At 50.8% G+C, this 16,641-nt stretch carries 17 protein-coding genes; 11 read left to right on the forward strand and 6 right to left on the reverse strand.

Features of this window, described 5'->3' with window-relative positions:
- Nucleotides 1-864 (reverse strand): MBL fold metallo-hydrolase, encoded by an 864-nt coding sequence (locus ACZ5ZZ_RS05495; RefSeq protein WP_464141623.1) that lies wholly within the window; start codon nucleotides 862-864, stop codon nucleotides 1-3.
- Between the two features lie 208 nt (nucleotides 865-1,072).
- On the opposite strand from ACZ5ZZ_RS05495, the gene ACZ5ZZ_RS05500 reads away from it, so the two are divergent.
- From ACZ5ZZ_RS05500 to ACZ5ZZ_RS05515, 4 genes are read left to right on the forward strand one after another with little or no spacing between them, the layout of a single operon-like run.
- On the forward strand, nucleotides 1,073-2,506 hold the full coding sequence (locus ACZ5ZZ_RS05500) for an MBL fold metallo-hydrolase (RefSeq protein ID WP_464134180.1): 1,434 nt from the start codon (nucleotides 1,073-1,075) through the stop codon (nucleotides 2,504-2,506).
- 2 nt (nucleotides 2,507-2,508) lie between these two features.
- Nucleotides 2,509-2,934: a YeeE/YedE family protein gene (locus ACZ5ZZ_RS05505; RefSeq protein ID WP_464134181.1), complete on the forward strand. Its 426-nt coding sequence runs from the start codon at nucleotides 2,509-2,511 to the stop codon at nucleotides 2,932-2,934.
- Entirely contained in the window at nucleotides 2,931-3,359 is a 429-nt protein-coding gene (locus tag ACZ5ZZ_RS05510) for a DUF6691 family protein (RefSeq protein ID WP_464141625.1), read from the forward strand. Before ACZ5ZZ_RS05505 ends, ACZ5ZZ_RS05510 begins: the two co-directional genes overlap by 4 nt.
- 8 nt (nucleotides 3,360-3,367) lie before the next feature.
- The gene (locus ACZ5ZZ_RS05515) at nucleotides 3,368-4,168 is read left to right on the forward strand and encodes a sulfite exporter TauE/SafE family protein (RefSeq protein WP_464141626.1); all 801 of its coding nucleotides are present in this window, start codon (nucleotides 3,368-3,370) and stop codon (nucleotides 4,166-4,168) included.
- A gap of 28 nt (nucleotides 4,169-4,196) precedes the next feature.
- Here the strand turns inward: ACZ5ZZ_RS05515 and ACZ5ZZ_RS05520 are convergent, their stop codons facing one another.
- On the reverse strand, nucleotides 4,197-5,054 hold the full coding sequence (locus ACZ5ZZ_RS05520) for an MBL fold metallo-hydrolase (RefSeq protein WP_464141627.1): 858 nt from the start codon (nucleotides 5,052-5,054) through the stop codon (nucleotides 4,197-4,199).
- A 144-nt stretch (nucleotides 5,055-5,198) separates the two neighbouring features.
- On the opposite strand from ACZ5ZZ_RS05520, the gene acs reads away from it, so the two are divergent.
- The 3 genes from acs to ACZ5ZZ_RS05535 are packed head-to-tail and all read left to right on the forward strand — an operon-like array spanning nucleotide 5,199 to nucleotide 8,751.
- A complete protein-coding gene (acs, locus tag ACZ5ZZ_RS05525; protein ID WP_464134190.1) occupies nucleotides 5,199-7,136 on the forward strand; it encodes an acetate--CoA ligase in 1,938 nt (645 codons plus the stop codon).
- Nucleotides 7,137-7,149: 13 nt separating this feature from the next.
- Nucleotides 7,150-7,671, forward strand: a complete 522-nt coding sequence (locus ACZ5ZZ_RS05530; protein WP_464141629.1) for a DUF6580 family putative transport protein — start codon at nucleotides 7,150-7,152, stop codon at nucleotides 7,669-7,671.
- Between the two features lie 21 nt (nucleotides 7,672-7,692).
- Nucleotides 7,693-8,751, forward strand: coding sequence for a tRNA dihydrouridine synthase (locus ACZ5ZZ_RS05535; protein WP_464117653.1), 1,059 nt, complete (start codon nucleotides 7,693-7,695; stop codon nucleotides 8,749-8,751).
- Between the two features lie 26 nt (nucleotides 8,752-8,777).
- Here ACZ5ZZ_RS05535 and ACZ5ZZ_RS05540 read toward each other — a convergent pair whose 3' ends face one another.
- Nucleotides 8,778-9,035, reverse strand: coding sequence for a glutaredoxin (locus ACZ5ZZ_RS05540; RefSeq protein ID WP_464117651.1), 258 nt, complete (start codon nucleotides 9,033-9,035; stop codon nucleotides 8,778-8,780).
- Nucleotides 9,036-9,183: 148 nt separating this feature from the next.
- On the opposite strand from ACZ5ZZ_RS05540, the gene ACZ5ZZ_RS05545 reads away from it, so the two are divergent.
- Nucleotides 9,184-9,738: a class I SAM-dependent methyltransferase gene (locus tag ACZ5ZZ_RS05545; RefSeq protein WP_464117649.1), complete on the forward strand. Its 555-nt coding sequence runs from the start codon at nucleotides 9,184-9,186 to the stop codon at nucleotides 9,736-9,738.
- A gap of 101 nt (nucleotides 9,739-9,839) precedes the next feature.
- Nucleotides 9,840-12,212, forward strand: a complete 2,373-nt coding sequence (locus ACZ5ZZ_RS05550) for a hypothetical protein (RefSeq protein WP_464141630.1) — start codon at nucleotides 9,840-9,842, stop codon at nucleotides 12,210-12,212.
- A 148-nt stretch (nucleotides 12,213-12,360) separates the two neighbouring features.
- Here ACZ5ZZ_RS05550 and ACZ5ZZ_RS05555 read toward each other — a convergent pair whose 3' ends face one another.
- The 3 genes from ACZ5ZZ_RS05555 to ACZ5ZZ_RS05565 form a co-directional block, all read right to left on the reverse strand.
- A complete protein-coding gene (locus ACZ5ZZ_RS05555; RefSeq protein WP_464117645.1) occupies nucleotides 12,361-13,311 on the reverse strand; it encodes a tRNA dihydrouridine synthase in 951 nt (316 codons plus the stop codon).
- 104 nt (nucleotides 13,312-13,415) lie between these two features.
- A complete protein-coding gene (locus ACZ5ZZ_RS05560; protein ID WP_464117644.1) occupies nucleotides 13,416-13,880 on the reverse strand; it encodes an EVE domain-containing protein in 465 nt (154 codons plus the stop codon).
- Nucleotides 13,877-14,272: a YchJ family protein gene (locus tag ACZ5ZZ_RS05565; RefSeq protein ID WP_464117643.1), complete on the reverse strand. Its 396-nt coding sequence runs from the start codon at nucleotides 14,270-14,272 to the stop codon at nucleotides 13,877-13,879. The genes ACZ5ZZ_RS05560 and ACZ5ZZ_RS05565 overlap by 4 nt, the downstream gene beginning before the upstream one ends.
- Before the next feature lie 137 nt (nucleotides 14,273-14,409).
- Here ACZ5ZZ_RS05565 and ACZ5ZZ_RS05570 point away from each other — a divergent pair, with 137 nt between their 5' ends.
- Together ACZ5ZZ_RS05570 and fumC are read left to right on the forward strand one after the other, a co-directional pair.
- Nucleotides 14,410-15,177, forward strand: coding sequence for an SDR family NAD(P)-dependent oxidoreductase (locus ACZ5ZZ_RS05570; RefSeq protein WP_464142367.1), 768 nt, complete (start codon nucleotides 14,410-14,412; stop codon nucleotides 15,175-15,177).
- Nucleotides 15,178-15,179: 2 nt separating this feature from the next.
- Nucleotides 15,180-16,589: a class II fumarate hydratase gene (gene fumC / locus ACZ5ZZ_RS05575; protein ID WP_464141632.1), complete on the forward strand. Its 1,410-nt coding sequence runs from the start codon at nucleotides 15,180-15,182 to the stop codon at nucleotides 16,587-16,589.
- Nucleotides 16,590-16,641: the final 52 nt, after the last annotated feature.

The following is a 16,641-nucleotide window of genomic DNA, read 5'->3' on the forward strand; positions in this document are numbered from 1 at the left end:
TTACTCCTTCAAAGGAACTTTTAAGTAGCGGGTTCCGTTGTCTTCGGGTTTAGGCAGATGGCCCGCATCGATATTCACTTGAACGCTGGGCAGAAGCAAGCGGGGGGCCGCCAGTTTCTTGTCGCGATTGTTGCGAAACTCAACGAATTGTTCACGAGTCGTTTTCATGCCCAGTTGTACGTTCTTTTCCTTTTCTTCTCCGATGGTGCTTTGGAACTGAAGTTCACGGCCGTTGGGAAGGTAGTCGTGTCCGACGAAAACTTTGTAGTGATCTGGCAGCGTGTAAAGCTTCTCGTGGACGGAGTTGTAAAGAGCGTCGGCGCTTCCTGCGGGGAAGTCACAGCGACCGGTGCCATAGTCAGGCATAAAAAGCGCATCTCCGGTAAAGACATTGTCGTCGATGACATAGCTTGCACAAGCCGGAGTGTGGCCGGGGGTGTAAAGTGTTTCAATTTTCAAAGTCCCCGCGTTCAGGGCTTTACCTTCCTCAAGAAGCAGGTCAAATTGACTGCCATCCGTTGGAAAATCTTTGTCCAGATTAAAAACATTTTTAAAGACTTTCTGAACATCTGTGATTTTGGCGCCAATTCCCACTTTCGCTCCGGGGATGTGTTTTTTCAGGACCTGGGATCCTGACACGTGGTCGGCGTGCGCGTGTGTCTCCAGAATATAGTGAACCTTCAGATTGTTGGTTTTCACAAACTCCAAAACAGCATCTGCCGAGGCGGTGCTCATCTTCGAAGCTGCGGGATCATAGTCCCACACAGGGTCAATGATCACAGCATCCTTAGATGCGGTGTCGTAGACAACATAAGTCAGTGTCCATGTGGCGCTATCGAAGAATTCTTTTACTGCTGGTTTCATGTGAGTATCTCCTTTCAGGATCGGAATCTTTATAAAACGACTATATCCCGAAGCGGCCCCGTGTCGTGATGTCCTAGGACATAATTGTTGTGTGTCATTTGCTGGATTCCTGGACTGGATCTCGATCTGGGACGGGGGCTGATTTTTTTAAGGTTCATTATGTCCTAGGACATCATTCCAGAACACATCGGTATGCCATTATGAGCCCATGGAAACGAAGTCATTAAACCAAATAAGCTGTGAGCAAGTTTACAACATCTGGGCGACCGAGCCGCACTTGTTGAAGATTCTGGATCTTCGAGATCGTGCAGTTTTCCTGCAGGGACATATTCCTGGAGCCCAATGGGTGCCCCTGACCCACCTGGAAGAAGAAGTGGGATCCCTGGGAAATCGACTGGCGGTGCTGGTGGCTCCAGAACATCTTCTGGAGGAACTGGGACGCCGCTGTGGAGAAACAGAGAACTGTGTTCTGCTGTCCCGGTGCGAAAGATGGGCCCAATTGAAGAAGCCTCTGGCCGGAAATGGCGTTGAGGCCATCGTTGAACAATACTTAAATAAAGGAGAAGCCATGAAAAACGACATCATCTTTCATCAGCTTTTCGATGCCGAATCTTCCACATACACGTATCTGATTGCGGATCCAAAAAGCAAAGAAGCCGCTTTGATTGACCCGGTTCTGGAAACTGTCGATCGTGATCTGAAGCTGATTGAAGAGCTGGGGCTTCGTCTGATGTATGTGCTCGACACCCACATTCACGCGGATCACATCACGGGGGCGGGTGAAATTCGCCGTCGGACCGGTGTGCAAACGGCGGTCAGCAAAGATGCCCAGGTTGATTGCGTGGACATCCCGCTGGAAGACGGACAAGAGCTACTGTTGGGGGATAAAAAGATCCACGTACTGGCAACTCCAGGTCACACCAACACCTGTATGACTTACGTATTTGAAGGTCGGGCCTTTACAGGAGATGCCCTGTTGATCCGGGGCTGTGGCCGTACGGACTTCCAACAAGGATCTTCTGAAAGATTGTATGACAGTGTGACGGGTAAGCTGTACCAGCTTCCGGCAGAAACCATCGTCTATCCCGGGCATGACTATCGAGGAATGACCTCTTCCACGATTGGCACCGAGAAGATGCACAACCCGCGCCTGAATGAGCGGATTAGCAAAGAGCAGTTTCAGCAGATCATGTCAGATCTGAAGCTGGCCAATCCTCGCAAGATCCATGAAGCGGTGCCAGCCAATTTGGCTTGCGGGGTTCCACGGGATCACAGGGTCTTTCATCCACAAACGGTAGATGGAATTCCAGAGGTCAGTGTGGATGATGTTCATAACAAATTACCAGCGGCGGTGGCTGGCAACGTTCGTTTGATCGACGTGCGACGCCCCGATGAATTTAATGGGGAGTATGGTCACATTGCCGGAGCGGAGCTGGTGACGCTGGGGCCTGAACTGACGGCATTCCTTGAAAAAGGGGATCGCAGTGAAGAAATCGTCTTCATCTGTCGCAGTGGCGGACGCTCGGGGCAGGCAACCGCTGAAAGTCAAAAGTTAGGCTATCGGTTTACAGTGAACATGACCGGTGGGATGATTCGTTGGAATGAAAAAAAGTTTTTAGTTGAAAGAAATAAAGGAGAGTAAATATGCAGCAAGAATGGATAAACGCACTTATTGGAGGAGGCATCATCGGGATGGCTGTTTCCTTGATGCTTTACTGGAATGGCCGTGTGACGGGCATCAGTGGCATCATCAACGGGATCTTGTCGCCCTTGAAGGGAGACACTTTATGGCGGGTGATGTTTGTCGGAGGACTTTTCCTGGGTGGATTGGCGATGAAAGTATCTCATCCAGAGGTCTTTTCCGGGCAGCTGGCCACGGCCGATTGGACGGTGGTTGCTGCAGGTTTGTTAGTCGGATTTGGAACAGTCATGGGCAGCGGTTGCACCAGCGGACACGGTGTGTGTGGAATCAGTCGTCTGTCACCAAGATCTTTGGTGGCTACGCTGGCTTTCATCGCGGCGGGTATGGGTGCAGTGGCATTGTTTAGAGCTTTGGGGGTGTTGTCATGAAAAATGCGTTGGCAGCTTTGGTTGTAGGTTTTGTGTTTGCAATTGGTCTTGGTGTTTCGGGGATGACTCAGCCTCAAAAGGTTGTGGGCTTCCTGGATCTGTTTGGTAACTGGGACCCTTCTTTGGTGTTTGTCATGGCGGGGGCTATCGCCGTGCACTTTGTGACGTACCGTCTGATTCGCCGAAGACCGACTCCTTTGTTGGATACGAAATGGCACGTGCCGACGAAAACGGAACTAACACCGGCGTTGATGGTGGGAGCTGTTTTGTTTGGTGCGGGTTGGGGCCTGGCGGGATTCTGTCCGGGACCAGCGGTGACATCACTGGCAAGTTTTGAACCGCGTGTTTTCTATTTTGTCATCAGCATGCTGGTCGGGATGTATCTGTTCCGTCTGGTTGATAAGAAGCTTAAGCTTCAGAAGTGAGGTTGGTTATGGAAATCCTCGGCTACATAGCGTCTATCTTTATGGGGTTGAGTCTGGGCATGATTGGCGGCGGCGGCTCTATTCTGACGGTGCCGATTCTGGTTTATCTGTTTGGCGTGGATCCGGTCCTTTCAACGGCCTATTCACTTTTCATCGTGGGCTTGACGGCCTTGGTGGGCGGCGCCTTCTACTTGAAGCGCGGCGAGGTGGATCTCAAAACCGCGATGATCTTTGCTGTGCCAAGCTTCGTCGGTGTGTACCTGACCCGGGCCTTTGTTATGCCCAATCTGCCTGATCCGGTGTTTTCGATTGGAGAGCATACAATTTCAAAGGCGCTTTTGATCATGGCGATCTTTGCCGTGCTGATGGTGGCTGCGTCGGTTTCCATGATTCGATCCAAGGGCAAGCCTAAGACGGCATCTGACATGAGCTTGAAGGCAAGAATTAGCCTGATCGCTTTGGAAGGTTTGTTGGTTGGTGGTGTGACTGGATTCGTCGGAGCTGGCGGGGGGTTCTTGATCATTCCGGCCTTGGTTCTGCTGGTCGGTCTGCCAATGAAGCTGGCCGTGGGAAGTTCCCTGTTTATTATTGCCGCAAAATCCCTGTTGGGATTCATCGGCGATTTGCAGCAGGGGACCGTGATTGATTGGACACTGTTGTTAAGTGTTGCTGGAATTGCAGTCGTCGGCCTGTTTATCGGTATGAAACTTTCTAAGAAGGTTTCTGAAACCGCACTGAAAAAAGGATTCGGCGTCTTCGTTCTTTTAATGGGTACATTTATCCTGATCGATCAAATTCAGAAAATGTAAAACGGCTTAGGAAATTCCTGTCAGCACATCAGCTGACAGGAATTTTTAAATATCGTTGCCCGTTGGATTCAGGGGCGGGCAGGTGACCCGCTCTGATATTGACTTGAATGCTGGGAAGTAAAAGCTTCGGAGCACTCAGCGTGGCATCGCGCTCTTTGCGGAACTTAAGAAACTGCTCGCGGGCCGTTTCAGCCGTCAGTTGAATGTTCTTTCTTTTTTGATCTCCGACAGTTGTTTGAAACTGAAGTTCGCGTCCCTGAGGTTGGTAGTCATGGCCAACGAAGATGCGAGTCTCATCTGGAAGCTTGTAGATCTTCTGGGTGACAGAATCATAGAGGCTTTCGGCGCTTCCCCCGGGGAAATCGCAGCGGCCCGTTCCAGAATCAGGCATAAAGATCGCATCCCCCGTGAAGACGGCATCCGCAATCAGATAACAGCCACAGGCCGGAGTGTGCCCGGGTGTCTGGAAGTATTTAATATTTAAGGTGCCCGCAGAAAACTCCTCATTTTCCGATAGCAGTCGATCAAAATCTTTGCCCGTGGTGTCCAGGTCTTTCATGTTGAATGTTTTGCTGAAAATACCCTGCACTTCGGTGATCCTCTTGCCGACGGCCACCTTGATGTTGGGAAAGTGCTTTTTAAAAAGCTGTGAGCTGGAAATATGGTCCGCGTGAGCATGGGTTTCAAGCACATAGTGGGGACGAAGATCCTTGTTTGTGAGAAAACTCATGACTGCTTCCAAAGACTTGGTTGAAAGCTGCCCCGAGGCCGCATCGAAGTCCCACACGGGATCGATGATGACTGCGTCTTTCGATGTCGTGTCATAGGCCACATAAGTCAGGGTCGATGTTCCAGGATCGAAGAAATGTTGAATCTGCAAAGCCACGTGTGCTCCCGTCTGAAATTTCCTTGGTTGTGCTTAGTATATTCAGGCTGAGTTCAAAGCGGAAGTGCTTTTACCAACTATCCTCAGCGTTAGTGTTTGACCTGATTCTCATTTGTTTTACGATAAATAGATACTGAGGTGACTATGCACAAAGAGATTTATCCCGTAAACGCTGAGGTGGCAAAGAAGGCCTGGATTGATGAGTCAAAGTACAAGGAAATGTACGAACGCTCAGTCAAGAATAACGAAGCCTTTTGGGCAGAGCAGGCAGAGAGCTTGGACTGGATCAAAAAGTGGGACAAAGTCAAAGATGTCAGCTTTAAGAAGCCTGTGCACATCAAGTGGTTTCAGGGGGGAAAGCTGAATGTGTCGGCCAACTGCATTGATCGCCACCTGGCAACGCGCGGGGATAAAGTGGCCCTGTTGTGGGAGCCGGACAATCCTTCGGTCAAAGCCCGCTCGATCACTTATAAGGAACTGCATCGTGAAGTTTGCCGCTTCGCCAATGTCCTAAAAAAGATGGGCGTAAAAAAAGGCGATGTTGTCACTATCTACATGCCAATGATTCCTGAAACAGCCATCGCAATGCTGGCGTGCACACGGATCGGAGCGGTTCACTCTGTGGTCTTTGCCGGTTTCTCTCCGGACTCAATTTCGGATCGTATTTTGGATGGACACTGTCAGTTTGTAATCACTGGGGACGCCGGTTATCGCGGCAGCAAGGTGATTTCGCTGAAAGAAAATATTGATAAAGCTCTTTTGAAGACACCGGATGTAAAAAGTGTCCTGGTCGTAAAATATGCTGGCAATGATGTTGAAATGAAACCGGGTCGTGATCTTTGGTATCATGAGCAAGTGCAGTCCGTCAGTGATCAGTGTGAACCAGAGGCGATGGATGCGGAAGATCCGCTGTTTATTCTTTACACCTCCGGTTCGACCGGAAAGCCCAAAGGGGTGTTGCACACGACGGGTGGTTATCTGGTCTATGCCAGTGTGACTCACAAGTATGTTTTTGATTATCACGAAGATGACATCTATTGGTGTTCAGCGGACGTGGGCTGGGTCACCGGTCACAGTTATATTGTGTACGGACCTCTGGCAAACGGAGCCACCACCTTGTTCTTTGAAGGCGTGCCGAATTATCCAACCCCGTCCCGTTTCTGGGAAGTGGTGGATAAACACAAGGTGACGATCTTCTATACGTCTCCGACGGCAATTCGTTCTTTGATGCGTGAGGGGGATGCGCATGTGAAATCCACATCCCGCAAGACGCTGCGTTTGTTGGGCTCGGTCGGCGAACCCATCAATCCCGAAGCCTGGGCCTGGTATCATGACGTGGTCGGGGAAGGGCGCTGTCCGGTGGTGGATACCTGGTGGCAGACAGAAACCGGAGGTATCCTGATCACGCCACTTCCTGGAGCCATAGCGCAAAAGCCAGGTTCTGCGACTTTGCCCTTCTTCGGTGTTCAGCCGAAGCTTTTGACGAATGAGGGGCAGGAAATTCAAGGCCCGGGAGAGGGCGTTTTGGCGATTGCGGATTCCTGGCCAGGACAAATGCGCACGGTTTTCGGCGATCATAAGCGTTTTGAGGACACTTATTTTTCGAACTATCCCGGCTTCTATTTTACGGGAGACGGCTGTCGTCGTGATGAGGATGGATATTACTGGATCACGGGCCGCGTGGATGATGTGATCAATGTGTCTGGGCACCGACTGGGGACGGCTGAAATTGAGTCGGCTCTGGTGGCTCATCCGAAAGTGGCCGAGGCCGCAGTGGTGGGGTACCCGCACGACATCAAAGGGCAGGGGATTTATGCCTTTGTGACTTTGCGCACGGGGGAAACTCCGAGCGAAGATCTGCGCAAAGAACTGGTGCAAACGGTTCGTAAAGAGATCGGTCCCATTGCCACACCGGATTTGATTCAGTGGGCACCACGATTGCCAAAAACCCGTTCGGGCAAGATCATGCGTCGTATTTTGCGCAAGATTGCTGAAAATCACCCTGATCAACTAGGCGATATTACAACGCTTTCTGAGCCAGGGGTGGTTCAAGAACTGGTGGACAATCGTATGAATAGGTGATAGCTTGCGCGTCATGAATACACGATTAATGACTTTGATCTTGATGGTTCTTGGCGCGGCTTTCAGCCGATTGATTCCTCACCCTTGGAACTTCACCGCGATTGGTGCGATGGCGTTGTTTGGCGGGGCTTACTTCCCATCCAAAAAGCAGTCTTTGTTGATTCCTTTGGCGGCTTTGTTCCTAAGTGATCTGGTGCTGGGTTTCCATAACACGATGGTCTTTGTGTATCTGGCTTTCGCGATGGTTGTAATTTTGGGCTGGAACTTGCGTGATCAAAAGGGCGCGGCGAAAATTGCCGGCCTTTCATTGGTGACCAGTTCGTTGTTCTTCCTGATCTCCAACTTTGGTGTTTGGGTGATGGGAACCATGTATGCGCCCACTCCAGCGGGATTGTTCCAATGTCTGGTGGCGGGATTGCCATTCTTTGATAATCAGATCTATGGTGATTTGTTCTTCTCTGGTTTGTTGTTCGGTTCCTACGAGGCTGTCAAAAAGTGGGCTCCGGATTTTCTTGGCCAAGCGGCCGTAAAGTAATTTTGAAATCTTGAAGGGGCCATGAAGCTGGGTCTGCATCGCCCTGTTCTGGGTGGAAAAGTAAACTTCCCGTTGTGTCTGGCCCCGATGGTGGGGCTGACTCACGTGGCTTTGCGTGAGGTTATGCGGGAATATCTTCCTGCTGACGCTTATACAATCTGGCCCACAGAAATGCTGAACTCTCGTCGCGTCCCCGGCGAAAATCTTGAAACAACTCCTGAAACCATGCGCAGTCCGAATGAAAACGGACTGGTGCCGCAAATTCTTGGCAATGAAGAAGGACCCATCGCAGAAAGTGTTAAGCGCCTTATCGAGTGGGGTGCTGAAGCCATCGATATCAATATGGGTTGCCCCGTGCAAAAAGCTCTGAAGCACAATTATGGTGTGGCGTTGATGGGCGATCCGACCTACGCCGCCGAAGTGGTGCGTATGACCGTCAAAAACTCCACAGTACCGGTCAGTGTGAAGTTGCGGGCGGTGGGAAGCACCAAAGAATTCGACGAACTTTTGACGTTTGTTTCAGGCTTACGAAATTCCGGTGCGGCTTGGGTGTGTCTGCATCCGCGCACGGCCGCGCAAAAGCGTCGTGGCAGTGCGGACTGGGAACAAATCAAACAGCTTCATCGCGCCGTGGATTTCCCGGTCATTGGAAATGGCGATGTGCAAACCGTGGAAGATGCGATTCTGATGTTGCGTGAAACCGGTTGCGACATGGCGATGGCCGGCCGTGGTTTGGCGGCGCGCCCCTGGATGCTATGGCAGTTGGGGGAAGAGTTGGGTTTTGCAGCCCCGGCCGGAAAAGAAGGGCAGAAAGCTCCGCGCACTTCCGAAGAAGAAGGCGCTGAATACGGGCGTGTTTTGATTAAGTTGATCGAGCGCAGTCGTCATTACTTTGGCGAAGATCTGGCGATGAGAAAAGTGCGCTTCTATGTGCGCACCACCAGCGTGTGGCTGCCTTTTGGAAATTTCCTGGTGGGGGTTTGTGCCAAAGCACGCACAACCGATGAAATGATCCAAGGTGTGCAGAAGTTCTTCGAAGGCCCCGTGGAAATGAGCTTACGCACGGAGCTTCGTCAGTAGAAGCATTGTGAGCACCAACTGCCGCGTTATTCCGTCTTCAACAGAGGCATCAATTTGCCTTCTTCGTCCAAAGCTTTCAAATCAGTATAGCCACCGATCAGTTTGCCATCGATCATGATGATGGGGACGGTTCTCCAGCCGGTTTCGTTTTTGATTCTGTCAATTTCTTCAGGCTTGTCCGTCAAATCCACGATATCGTGGGCAATTCCTTTGTCAGTCAGGAAGTTGATTGCGCGATCGCAGTAAGGACAAGGGTTTTTCTTGTAGATTAATACTTTTGCCATGATTCATTTTGACATTGTCTGCAAGGGCAGACAAGTTCAACTAGCTATGGACTGTTTATTGTGTCACACACCTCATGTTGCGCCTTTCAGAGTGGATAAAAAGCCTGTTCACAGCTATTTCCATTGCGCAGAGTGTGATTTGATCTTTATGGAACCCTCGGAACGGCTGGGACCCGAAGAAGAAAAACAGCGCTACGATCTGCATGAAAACACGAACAATGCTGGTCATCGTGATTTCTTCTTGCCGCTGGTGCAGGGATTAGAGGAACACTTTAAAGCCGCAGGCATCAGTCCGTCGCAGTTGACCTCTTTGGATTACGGATGTGGTCCTTCGCCTGTTTTGTCCGGTCTATTATCCGAGCGTGGTTTTAAAACGCACAATTATGATTTGTATTATCATCCCAATCAGGATGAACTTCGGCGCACCTATCACCTGGTCACCAGCACCGAGGTGTGGGAGCATTTGTACGCTCCAAGACAGGAAATCGAGCGAATGTTGCGTCTTCTGAAGCCCGGGGGCCTTTTGGGAGTCATGACTTCCGCCCACCGTGGAGAAGCCGCTTTCCATGACTGGCATTATCGCCGGGATACGACACACGTCGTGTTTTTCTCAGAAAAAAGCATGGAGTGGTTTGCCAAAACCTATAAATTGCAAATAGTGAAAATGCGAAGTCCCTACTGGATTTTTCAGAAATTGTTTTAGCCTTAACGGGTGATACAAAACTTGCCGCCTCAAGATGAGAATTTTTTGATCGCCTTTTGACCAAGAGGCCATATTCCGAAAAGAAGTAAAAGGAATATGTCTTGGTTGCTCGTGTTTTAGTGTTTATCTTTGTCACGATTTTGTTTGGGCCTGTCCAGGCCTCGATGGATCTTGTCCTGCTTTCCCAGTGTTCAATCAAGGGCGAATGCAACGATCAGCAGAAAAAATTCCGCCAACAAAAGGAATGGAACTGCCAGCTTGAAATGAAGGCTCAGAACTGTGAGCAGTTGGCCAAACAGCATCCGACCTGGGCGCCATTGATGCGCAAATGCAGCTTTCAGGCGCAGTGCCAAGAGCAGATGGATCTGGGGCGAGAACAGGCACAGGCTTGTTTGCGTGGCTATAAAAACGCGATGATTGATCTGGGTGTTTCCCTGAAGGACATGTCCGTTTCGTTGGCGGGCTTTGTTGAGGACAGTTGGGAAACATTTAAAAAGAACCGACGCGAACGGGCCGCCTTCCTAAAGGAATGTGACAAGTCCATTGCCTGCAAACGAGATCTGGTGAAAGACGATCACCGCTACCGGGACTTCACTGACGAAAAATTGGCGAAAATGCCAGCAGTGTTTTTATATACTCAAGCTCAAGACATGAAGGCCTATCAGGCCTCGTTGGACCGCATGCGCCCCAAACCCTACGTCCCGATTTCAGAAAGAGTTCGTGACGAGGTGGAACTCACCAAAGAACAGGCCTCAAAACTGAAAAGCCTGATGAGTGTCGTGGGTGATAAGATCAAAGAGCAGTATCAGCGTTACTCCTGTTACAACGCCGTCGCGCGGGAAGAATTGCAATGTTATGCCATCGGAACTGTCGTGGATCCGACCTTGGTGGCGGGCTACTTTGTAAAAGGGGCCCGCGTGGCTGTGGCGGCAAGCCGTCTGACCAAGGCCGAGCGCGAGGTGCATGCGGCATCAACTGTCGCGGCTGCGGGAAGCAAGGTCACTCGTGCCGAGCTGACGGGGAAGTACCTGAGCTATTCACCCACAACGGTGGCTCAGAATGAAAAATGGATCAGCCTGGCAGAAAAGGGGACGAACTCTAAGATCACGTTCCTGGACATTGAAAACAGCCAGATGAAGACTTTGAACGACACGTTGAAGGATAAGAACCTTGTCACGGGTCTTACGAACTATCATAAAGAGATTCTGTTCAAAAAAATCGAAAAGCTTGAAGCCGCCAATCCCGGATTGGTGATTGATAAGTATTCCGATTTTAAGTCGTCGCGTTTTGCCTTTTCAGGAAAGGTGCCTGCGGATCTGGATTCTCAACTGAAGAAAGTCTTTGCCGAGGCCAACAGTGAATACACGTCGAAGCTGCGCGAGTCCGGCGTCCTGAAAGCCGGTGATAAGGCTGAAACCTGGTTCCGCGGTGGAACGGGTGTGTCGGCGGATCAGGCCAATATAGCGGCTCGCTATTCGCGACAAACCAGCACCAACGATCTTCAGAGTTTCAAAAATGGCACTGTTCAAACGGCTTTGCAGGGAAGCTTGAAGTCCCTGGAAACTCAGCGCACGCAGTTGCGTTCAGAAGTTGCAAAGACCTCGATGGTTCAAGGCAACACCTTTCATCAGGATGTCTATGATATCGTCCGTAAAGGGGGCGGGAACACTGAACAGATCAAAGCTGGCTTGAAGAACCGTTTTGGTCTTTCGGAGCTTTCCACCAGTACAGTTCAGAAGATGGAAAAGTATGTGAAGTCCGTGGACGAGTTTTCGCCGGGGATTCACGTCAGCAAGCGGGAAATTGCGCATCTGAACAAGGCGCAAAATGGTGGACTGTCGGCCGACGTGATTGGCTTGGGTTCTGCCAACTTGAAGGAAACAGCCGAGGCTTTGGCAAATTCCAAGAACTTAAATGGTGCTTTGGAAAATGTGCGCAAGGGTGAAAAAGCGGTCACCAAAAGATTCGACGCCCAGAAAAAGTATTTCCAGGAAGTTCTAAAGGACTCGGTGGATCCTGGAAAGCTCAAGTCCGTCTGCTCCGGGGATGATTGTGTGGCCGTGGCCACGAAGCCCCTGACCGAGGCTGAAAAGAAAAAGATCTTAAAGAACCTCATGGCAAATGATGAAATGGGAAGTTCCTTCCGTATGGCCTTTATCCCTGACGGGGTGAAGGTGGCCGAAGCTCGTAATGCTCTGGCCAATCATGGAGAGTCGGTGGAAAAGATTCTGCGCCAGACTCTGAGCACCAGCATGGAGCCACGACGATTGAAGGGGCTGGTGTTTGGCGTGGATATGAAAACCAAAGAGCTCAACAAGGGCCAGGTTCAGTTGCTGATCGGTGAGGCCCAGAATCTTAAACTCACCACTGGTGAGCGCGCTCTGATTCAAAAGAAATTCGCAGAAGCCATCAAGCGCTTCAACGAAGACGCCCGCGCCAAGGGCACAGCCTCTGCCTACCAAGCCGTTCCGTAAAAGGTGCCTGGTTGTTTTTTCTGGCTACGACGCATCAGGCGGCGTCCTTGCGTGCTGGGGGTGCTCTCGGTGCTAGGGGCGATGAGGTTGTTTTGTTTTTTGTGTGGCTGCTGCGTAGTAGCCAGAAAAAACAACCAGGCACCTTTTCCTAGAGGCAGATGGATTCTAGTTTTGATTTGAATTCGGAGGGCTTTTTTAGGACTTTGATTTCGTCAAAGACTTGTTTGGCTTCCGGGTTTTTCAAAGACAGGGCTTTGAGCCACTGTTTGGTGCGTGAAACAGCGAAGTAGTCGTTGATGTATAAGGTGCTGGCGTCAAAAAACTGTGGCAGCAGAGGGCGCGCGCGTTCCCAGCTCATTTCCTCGACGGGTTCTTGTTGCAGACTTTGTTTGATCTGGCGGAAGATGAATGGATTGGACATCACCCCGCGGCCGATCATGTAGTCTTCGCATTGGGTGACTTCCACACAGCGGTTAAAGTCACTGACGTTCCAGATTTCGCCATTGGCAATCAGTTTGATCTTGGTCTTTTCTTTGATCTTCGGAATCCAGTCCCAGTAAGCCGGTGGTTTGTAGCCATCGGTTTTCGTGCGGCAGTGAACCGTCAACCAAGTGGCATTGGCTTCTTCAACTGCCTGGGCAATTTCCAGACATTTTGTCGGGTCGTCAAAACCCAGACGGATTTTCGCGGTGACGGGAACTTCTGCGGGCACGGCCTGGCGAACTGTTTTGACGATGTCAAAAACCCGATCGCAGGACTTCAAAAGACTGGCGCCTCCATCATGCCGATTGACGGTCTTTGCCGGGCAACCAAAGTTCAGATCCACACCCAAAGCCCCCAGTTTGACAGCCCGCTGGGCATTGAGAGCCAAAGGCTCGGCCTGACCGCCAAGAAGTTGGACAAAGACCGGAGTGCCCCAGCGAGTGCGGGATCCCGTTTTAAGTTCCGGGCAGTTTTTATAGAAGACACTTTCAGGATGCAGACGATCGGTGACGCGCAGGAATTCAGTGACACATTGATCAATGCCACCAATCCGGGTCAGCGTATCACGCATCACCCAGTCCACCACACCTTCCATCGGAGCTAAAAACAACTTCATTTTCCTGCCTTAAGAGTATGCCGTAACATTCATTTATTCGCGAAGCGAGGGGGAAGTCGTACTTACTGTACGGCGACGACGCAGCGACAAAGAAGAAATGAATTTTACGGCGTGCTACCGCCCATTTTTTTGACGATATCGAAGTGCTTTTTATCAACAGGCTGAATGGAAAGGCGAGAACCTTTTTGCAGAACCAGCATTTCAGAAAGCTTTTCATTGTCGCGCAGGTCCTGAAGACTGACGAAGTTCTTAAAGTGCGCGACGTATTCGACCTGAACACAGTACCAGATGGGTTTATCCTTGGTGGCTTTTGGGTCAAAGTATTCGGACTTTTTATCGAATTGTTCCTGATCCGGCTCCGCCAGCTTGGAAATCCGAGCCAACCCCGCAACTCCGGGGGGCGTGGCATTGGAGTGATAGAACAAAACCGCATCACCCACTTGCATGTCTTTCATCATGAAATTGCGCGCCTGATAGTTGCGCACGCCATTCCACCAGGTGGTTTTGTCTTTTTTAAGCTGATCCAAAGAAAAAACGTCAGGCTCTGACTTCATCAACCAGTACTTCATTTGGTTTTTTCCCCTTTGATTTTACCGGACTTAAAGAACCATTCGCCAGCCTGTTTGCGGAACGTGCTGACTTCGTGATGGATGTACTCTTCATCATCGATGCTGTAATAGGCTTTAAATTCAACAAGGCCCTTGGTGCCTTTTTCTTCGGCGCTGACGATTTCCAGCTTTAGAAACTTGGCACGCTCTGCCCATTCTTTATTGGCCTCATCGTCGATCAGATCCAAAGTCTGAGGATCGGTCGTATCACGAAGATACTGCATTTGATTTTTCGCAAAAGCAGAATAGCGCGAACGCATCAGTGCTTCCGCCGTTGGGGCCAAAGCCTCACCTGAATGATAAACACCACAGCACACAGAATAATTTTTTTCAGAACCACAAGGACATTTCATAGTCCGCGAAACTATCAGAATTTCCCCCTCAGAGGTACGCCGGAACTTTTGCTAAGGCGCCGCGTCGCGCGGGGTTGTGAAAACCATGTGGCATACCCAAGGACCTCACTGCCTGCTATCGTCGGGGGGTGAGGTGAATTATGACAAAATGGGCACTTATTACCGGGGCAACTTCGGGCATTGGCTGGGCCACGGCTCACTCTTTGGCAGAGCAGGGGTTTTCTATTCTGGCGACCGGGCGTCGCTACGAAAAATTGCAAGAGCTGCAAAAGGCACTAAAGATCGCATTTCCAGCAGTGCAGGTGAAGCTGGCCAGTTTCGATGTTTCAGATCGTTTTGAAGTCAGTGAATTCATGAAGGCGCATGCGGCGGACCTGGCTCAGGTCGAAATTCTGGTGAACAACGCCGGTCTTGCCTGCGGAGTCGAAAAAATGCAGGAAGCGTCATTAGATGACTGGGAAACCATGATCGACACCAACGTTAAAGGGTTGCTTTTCATGACCCGCGGAGTGGTGGAACACATGGTGAAAAAGAACTCGGGCCATATTATAAACTTAGGCTCGGTCGCGGGCCGATGGACCTATCCGGGCGGGGGAGTGTACTGTGCCACCAAATTTGCGGTGCGTGCTTTATCCGAGGGGCTTCGCATGGATTTGCTGGGCACCAGAATTCGGGTGACGAATATTGAACCGGGCATGGTGAACACGGAATTTTCTGTGGTGAGGCTGAAAGATCAGGCCAAAGCCGACAAGGTCTACGAAGGCATGACGCCATTGATGGCCAAGGACATTGCAGAAACAATCGCGTGGTGTGCGGCGCGGCCGGCCCATGTGAACATTCAGGAACTTGTGATTTATCCCACCGATCAGGCCCATGTCGGCCAGGTCGCTCGCAAAGGAGTTTAGGTATGTCAGGCAGCGGATTTAGAATTGAAAAAGACACCATGGGTGAGGTGCAGGTTCCCGCAGACAAGTTCTGGGGGGCTCAGACTCAAAGATCCACGCAGAATTTCCGTATCGGCGGGGATCGCTTTCCGCGTGAAATGATCCGTGCTCTGGGGATCTTGAAGAAATCAGCTGCTTTGACCAATCAAAAACTGGGGATCTTAGATACAAAAAAAGCCGACCTGATCGTGAAGGCTGCTGACGAAGTGATTCAGGGGAAGCTGGATGCTCATTTCCCGCTGGTGGTGTGGCAGACGGGGTCTGGCACTCAGACGAACATGAATGCCAACGAAGTTATCGCCAATCGGGCGATGGACATGATGGGTGTGAAACTTCCCAGCAAGGAAGTGCATCCCAATGATGACGTCAATAAAGGTCAGTCTTCCAACGACACCTTCCCCACAGCCATGCACATTGCCGTGGGCGAGCAGATTCATCATCGCCTGTTGCCGATGCTTGAAAAACTGCATAAAGCCCTGGAACACAAACAAAAAGAGTTTCAAAGCATTGTTAAAATCGGTCGCACGCATTTGATGGATGCAACACCTTTGACCTTGGGGCAGGAGTTCTCTGGCTATGCCACGCAACTAAAGCACACCATTCAGCGTGTGAAGAACACTTTGCCTCATCTGTACGAATTGGCATTGGGTGGCACCGCTGTGGGGACGGGGCTGAACACACATCCGAAGTTTGCCGTGGAAGCGGCGGCAGAGATCGCCAAAGAAACAGGAATTCCCTTTGTCTCGGCGGAAAATAAATTTGAAGCTTTGGCCTCGCATGATGCGTTGGTGGAGGTCAGTGGTGCGCTGAACTCCGCTGCCGTGTCTTTGATGAAGGTCGCCAATGACATTCGTCTTTTGGGCTCGGGCCCTCGTTGCGGCATCGGGGAGCTGCATTTGCCAGAAAATGAACCGGGAAGCTCCATCATGCCGGGGAAGGTCAATCCGACGCAAAGTGAAGCCATGACGATGGTCTGTGCCCAGGTGATGGGAAATCACGTGGCTGTCAGCATCGGTGGGGCGACCGGGCACTTTGAGCTGAATGTCTTTAAGCCTTTGATTGTGTTTAATGTGCTCAACTCGATTCGCCTGCTGGCAGACGCCTGCGAATCCTTCACCGATCACTGCGTTTCTGGCATTGAAGCCAACCATAAACAAATTCAGAAGCACCTGGAGCAGTCTTTAATGCTGGTAACAGCTCTGAATCCTCACATTGGTTACGACAATGCCGCCAAGATTGCCAAAACTGCCCATAAAAACGGCACAACACTGCGCGAAGAAGCCATCAATCTTGGACTCCTTTCTGGCGAAGAGTTTGATAACATAGTAAAACCAGAAAGCATGGTCGGCTCGGCCCCGCCGGAGCGCCGGTAGGCATCGGCGGCAGTCGGCAGAGCTGGAGCGCCGGTAGGCGCGCAAGCTGAAG

The organism is Bdellovibrio sp. HM001 (assembly GCF_055397275.1).

Coding starts and splice junctions, on each gene's coding strand:
- ACZ5ZZ_RS05495 (WP_464141623.1), bottom strand. CDS start 864: ATGAAACCAGCAGTAAAAGAATTCTTCGATAGCGCCACATGGACACTG.
- ACZ5ZZ_RS05500 (WP_464134180.1), top strand. CDS start 1,073: ATGGAAACGAAGTCATTAAACCAAATAAGCTGTGAGCAAGTTTACAAC.
- ACZ5ZZ_RS05505 (WP_464134181.1), top strand. CDS start 2,509: ATGCAGCAAGAATGGATAAACGCACTTATTGGAGGAGGCATCATCGGG.
- ACZ5ZZ_RS05510 (WP_464141625.1), top strand. CDS start 2,931: ATGAAAAATGCGTTGGCAGCTTTGGTTGTAGGTTTTGTGTTTGCAATT.
- ACZ5ZZ_RS05515 (WP_464141626.1), top strand. CDS start 3,368: ATGGAAATCCTCGGCTACATAGCGTCTATCTTTATGGGGTTGAGTCTG.
- acs (WP_464134190.1), top strand. CDS start 5,199: ATGCACAAAGAGATTTATCCCGTAAACGCTGAGGTGGCAAAGAAGGCC.
- ACZ5ZZ_RS05530 (WP_464141629.1), top strand. CDS start 7,150: ATGAATACACGATTAATGACTTTGATCTTGATGGTTCTTGGCGCGGCT.
- ACZ5ZZ_RS05535 (WP_464117653.1), top strand. CDS start 7,693: ATGAAGCTGGGTCTGCATCGCCCTGTTCTGGGTGGAAAAGTAAACTTC.
- ACZ5ZZ_RS05540 (WP_464117651.1), bottom strand. CDS start 9,035: ATGGCAAAAGTATTAATCTACAAGAAAAACCCTTGTCCTTACTGCGAT.
- ACZ5ZZ_RS05545 (WP_464117649.1), top strand. CDS start 9,184: ATGGAACCCTCGGAACGGCTGGGACCCGAAGAAGAAAAACAGCGCTAC.
- ACZ5ZZ_RS05555 (WP_464117645.1), bottom strand. CDS start 13,311: ATGAAGTTGTTTTTAGCTCCGATGGAAGGTGTGGTGGACTGGGTGATG.
- ACZ5ZZ_RS05560 (WP_464117644.1), bottom strand. CDS start 13,880: ATGAAGTACTGGTTGATGAAGTCAGAGCCTGACGTTTTTTCTTTGGAT.
- ACZ5ZZ_RS05565 (WP_464117643.1), bottom strand. CDS start 14,272: ATGAAATGTCCTTGTGGTTCTGAAAAAAATTATTCTGTGTGCTGTGGT.
- fumC (WP_464141632.1), top strand. CDS start 15,180: ATGTCAGGCAGCGGATTTAGAATTGAAAAAGACACCATGGGTGAGGTG.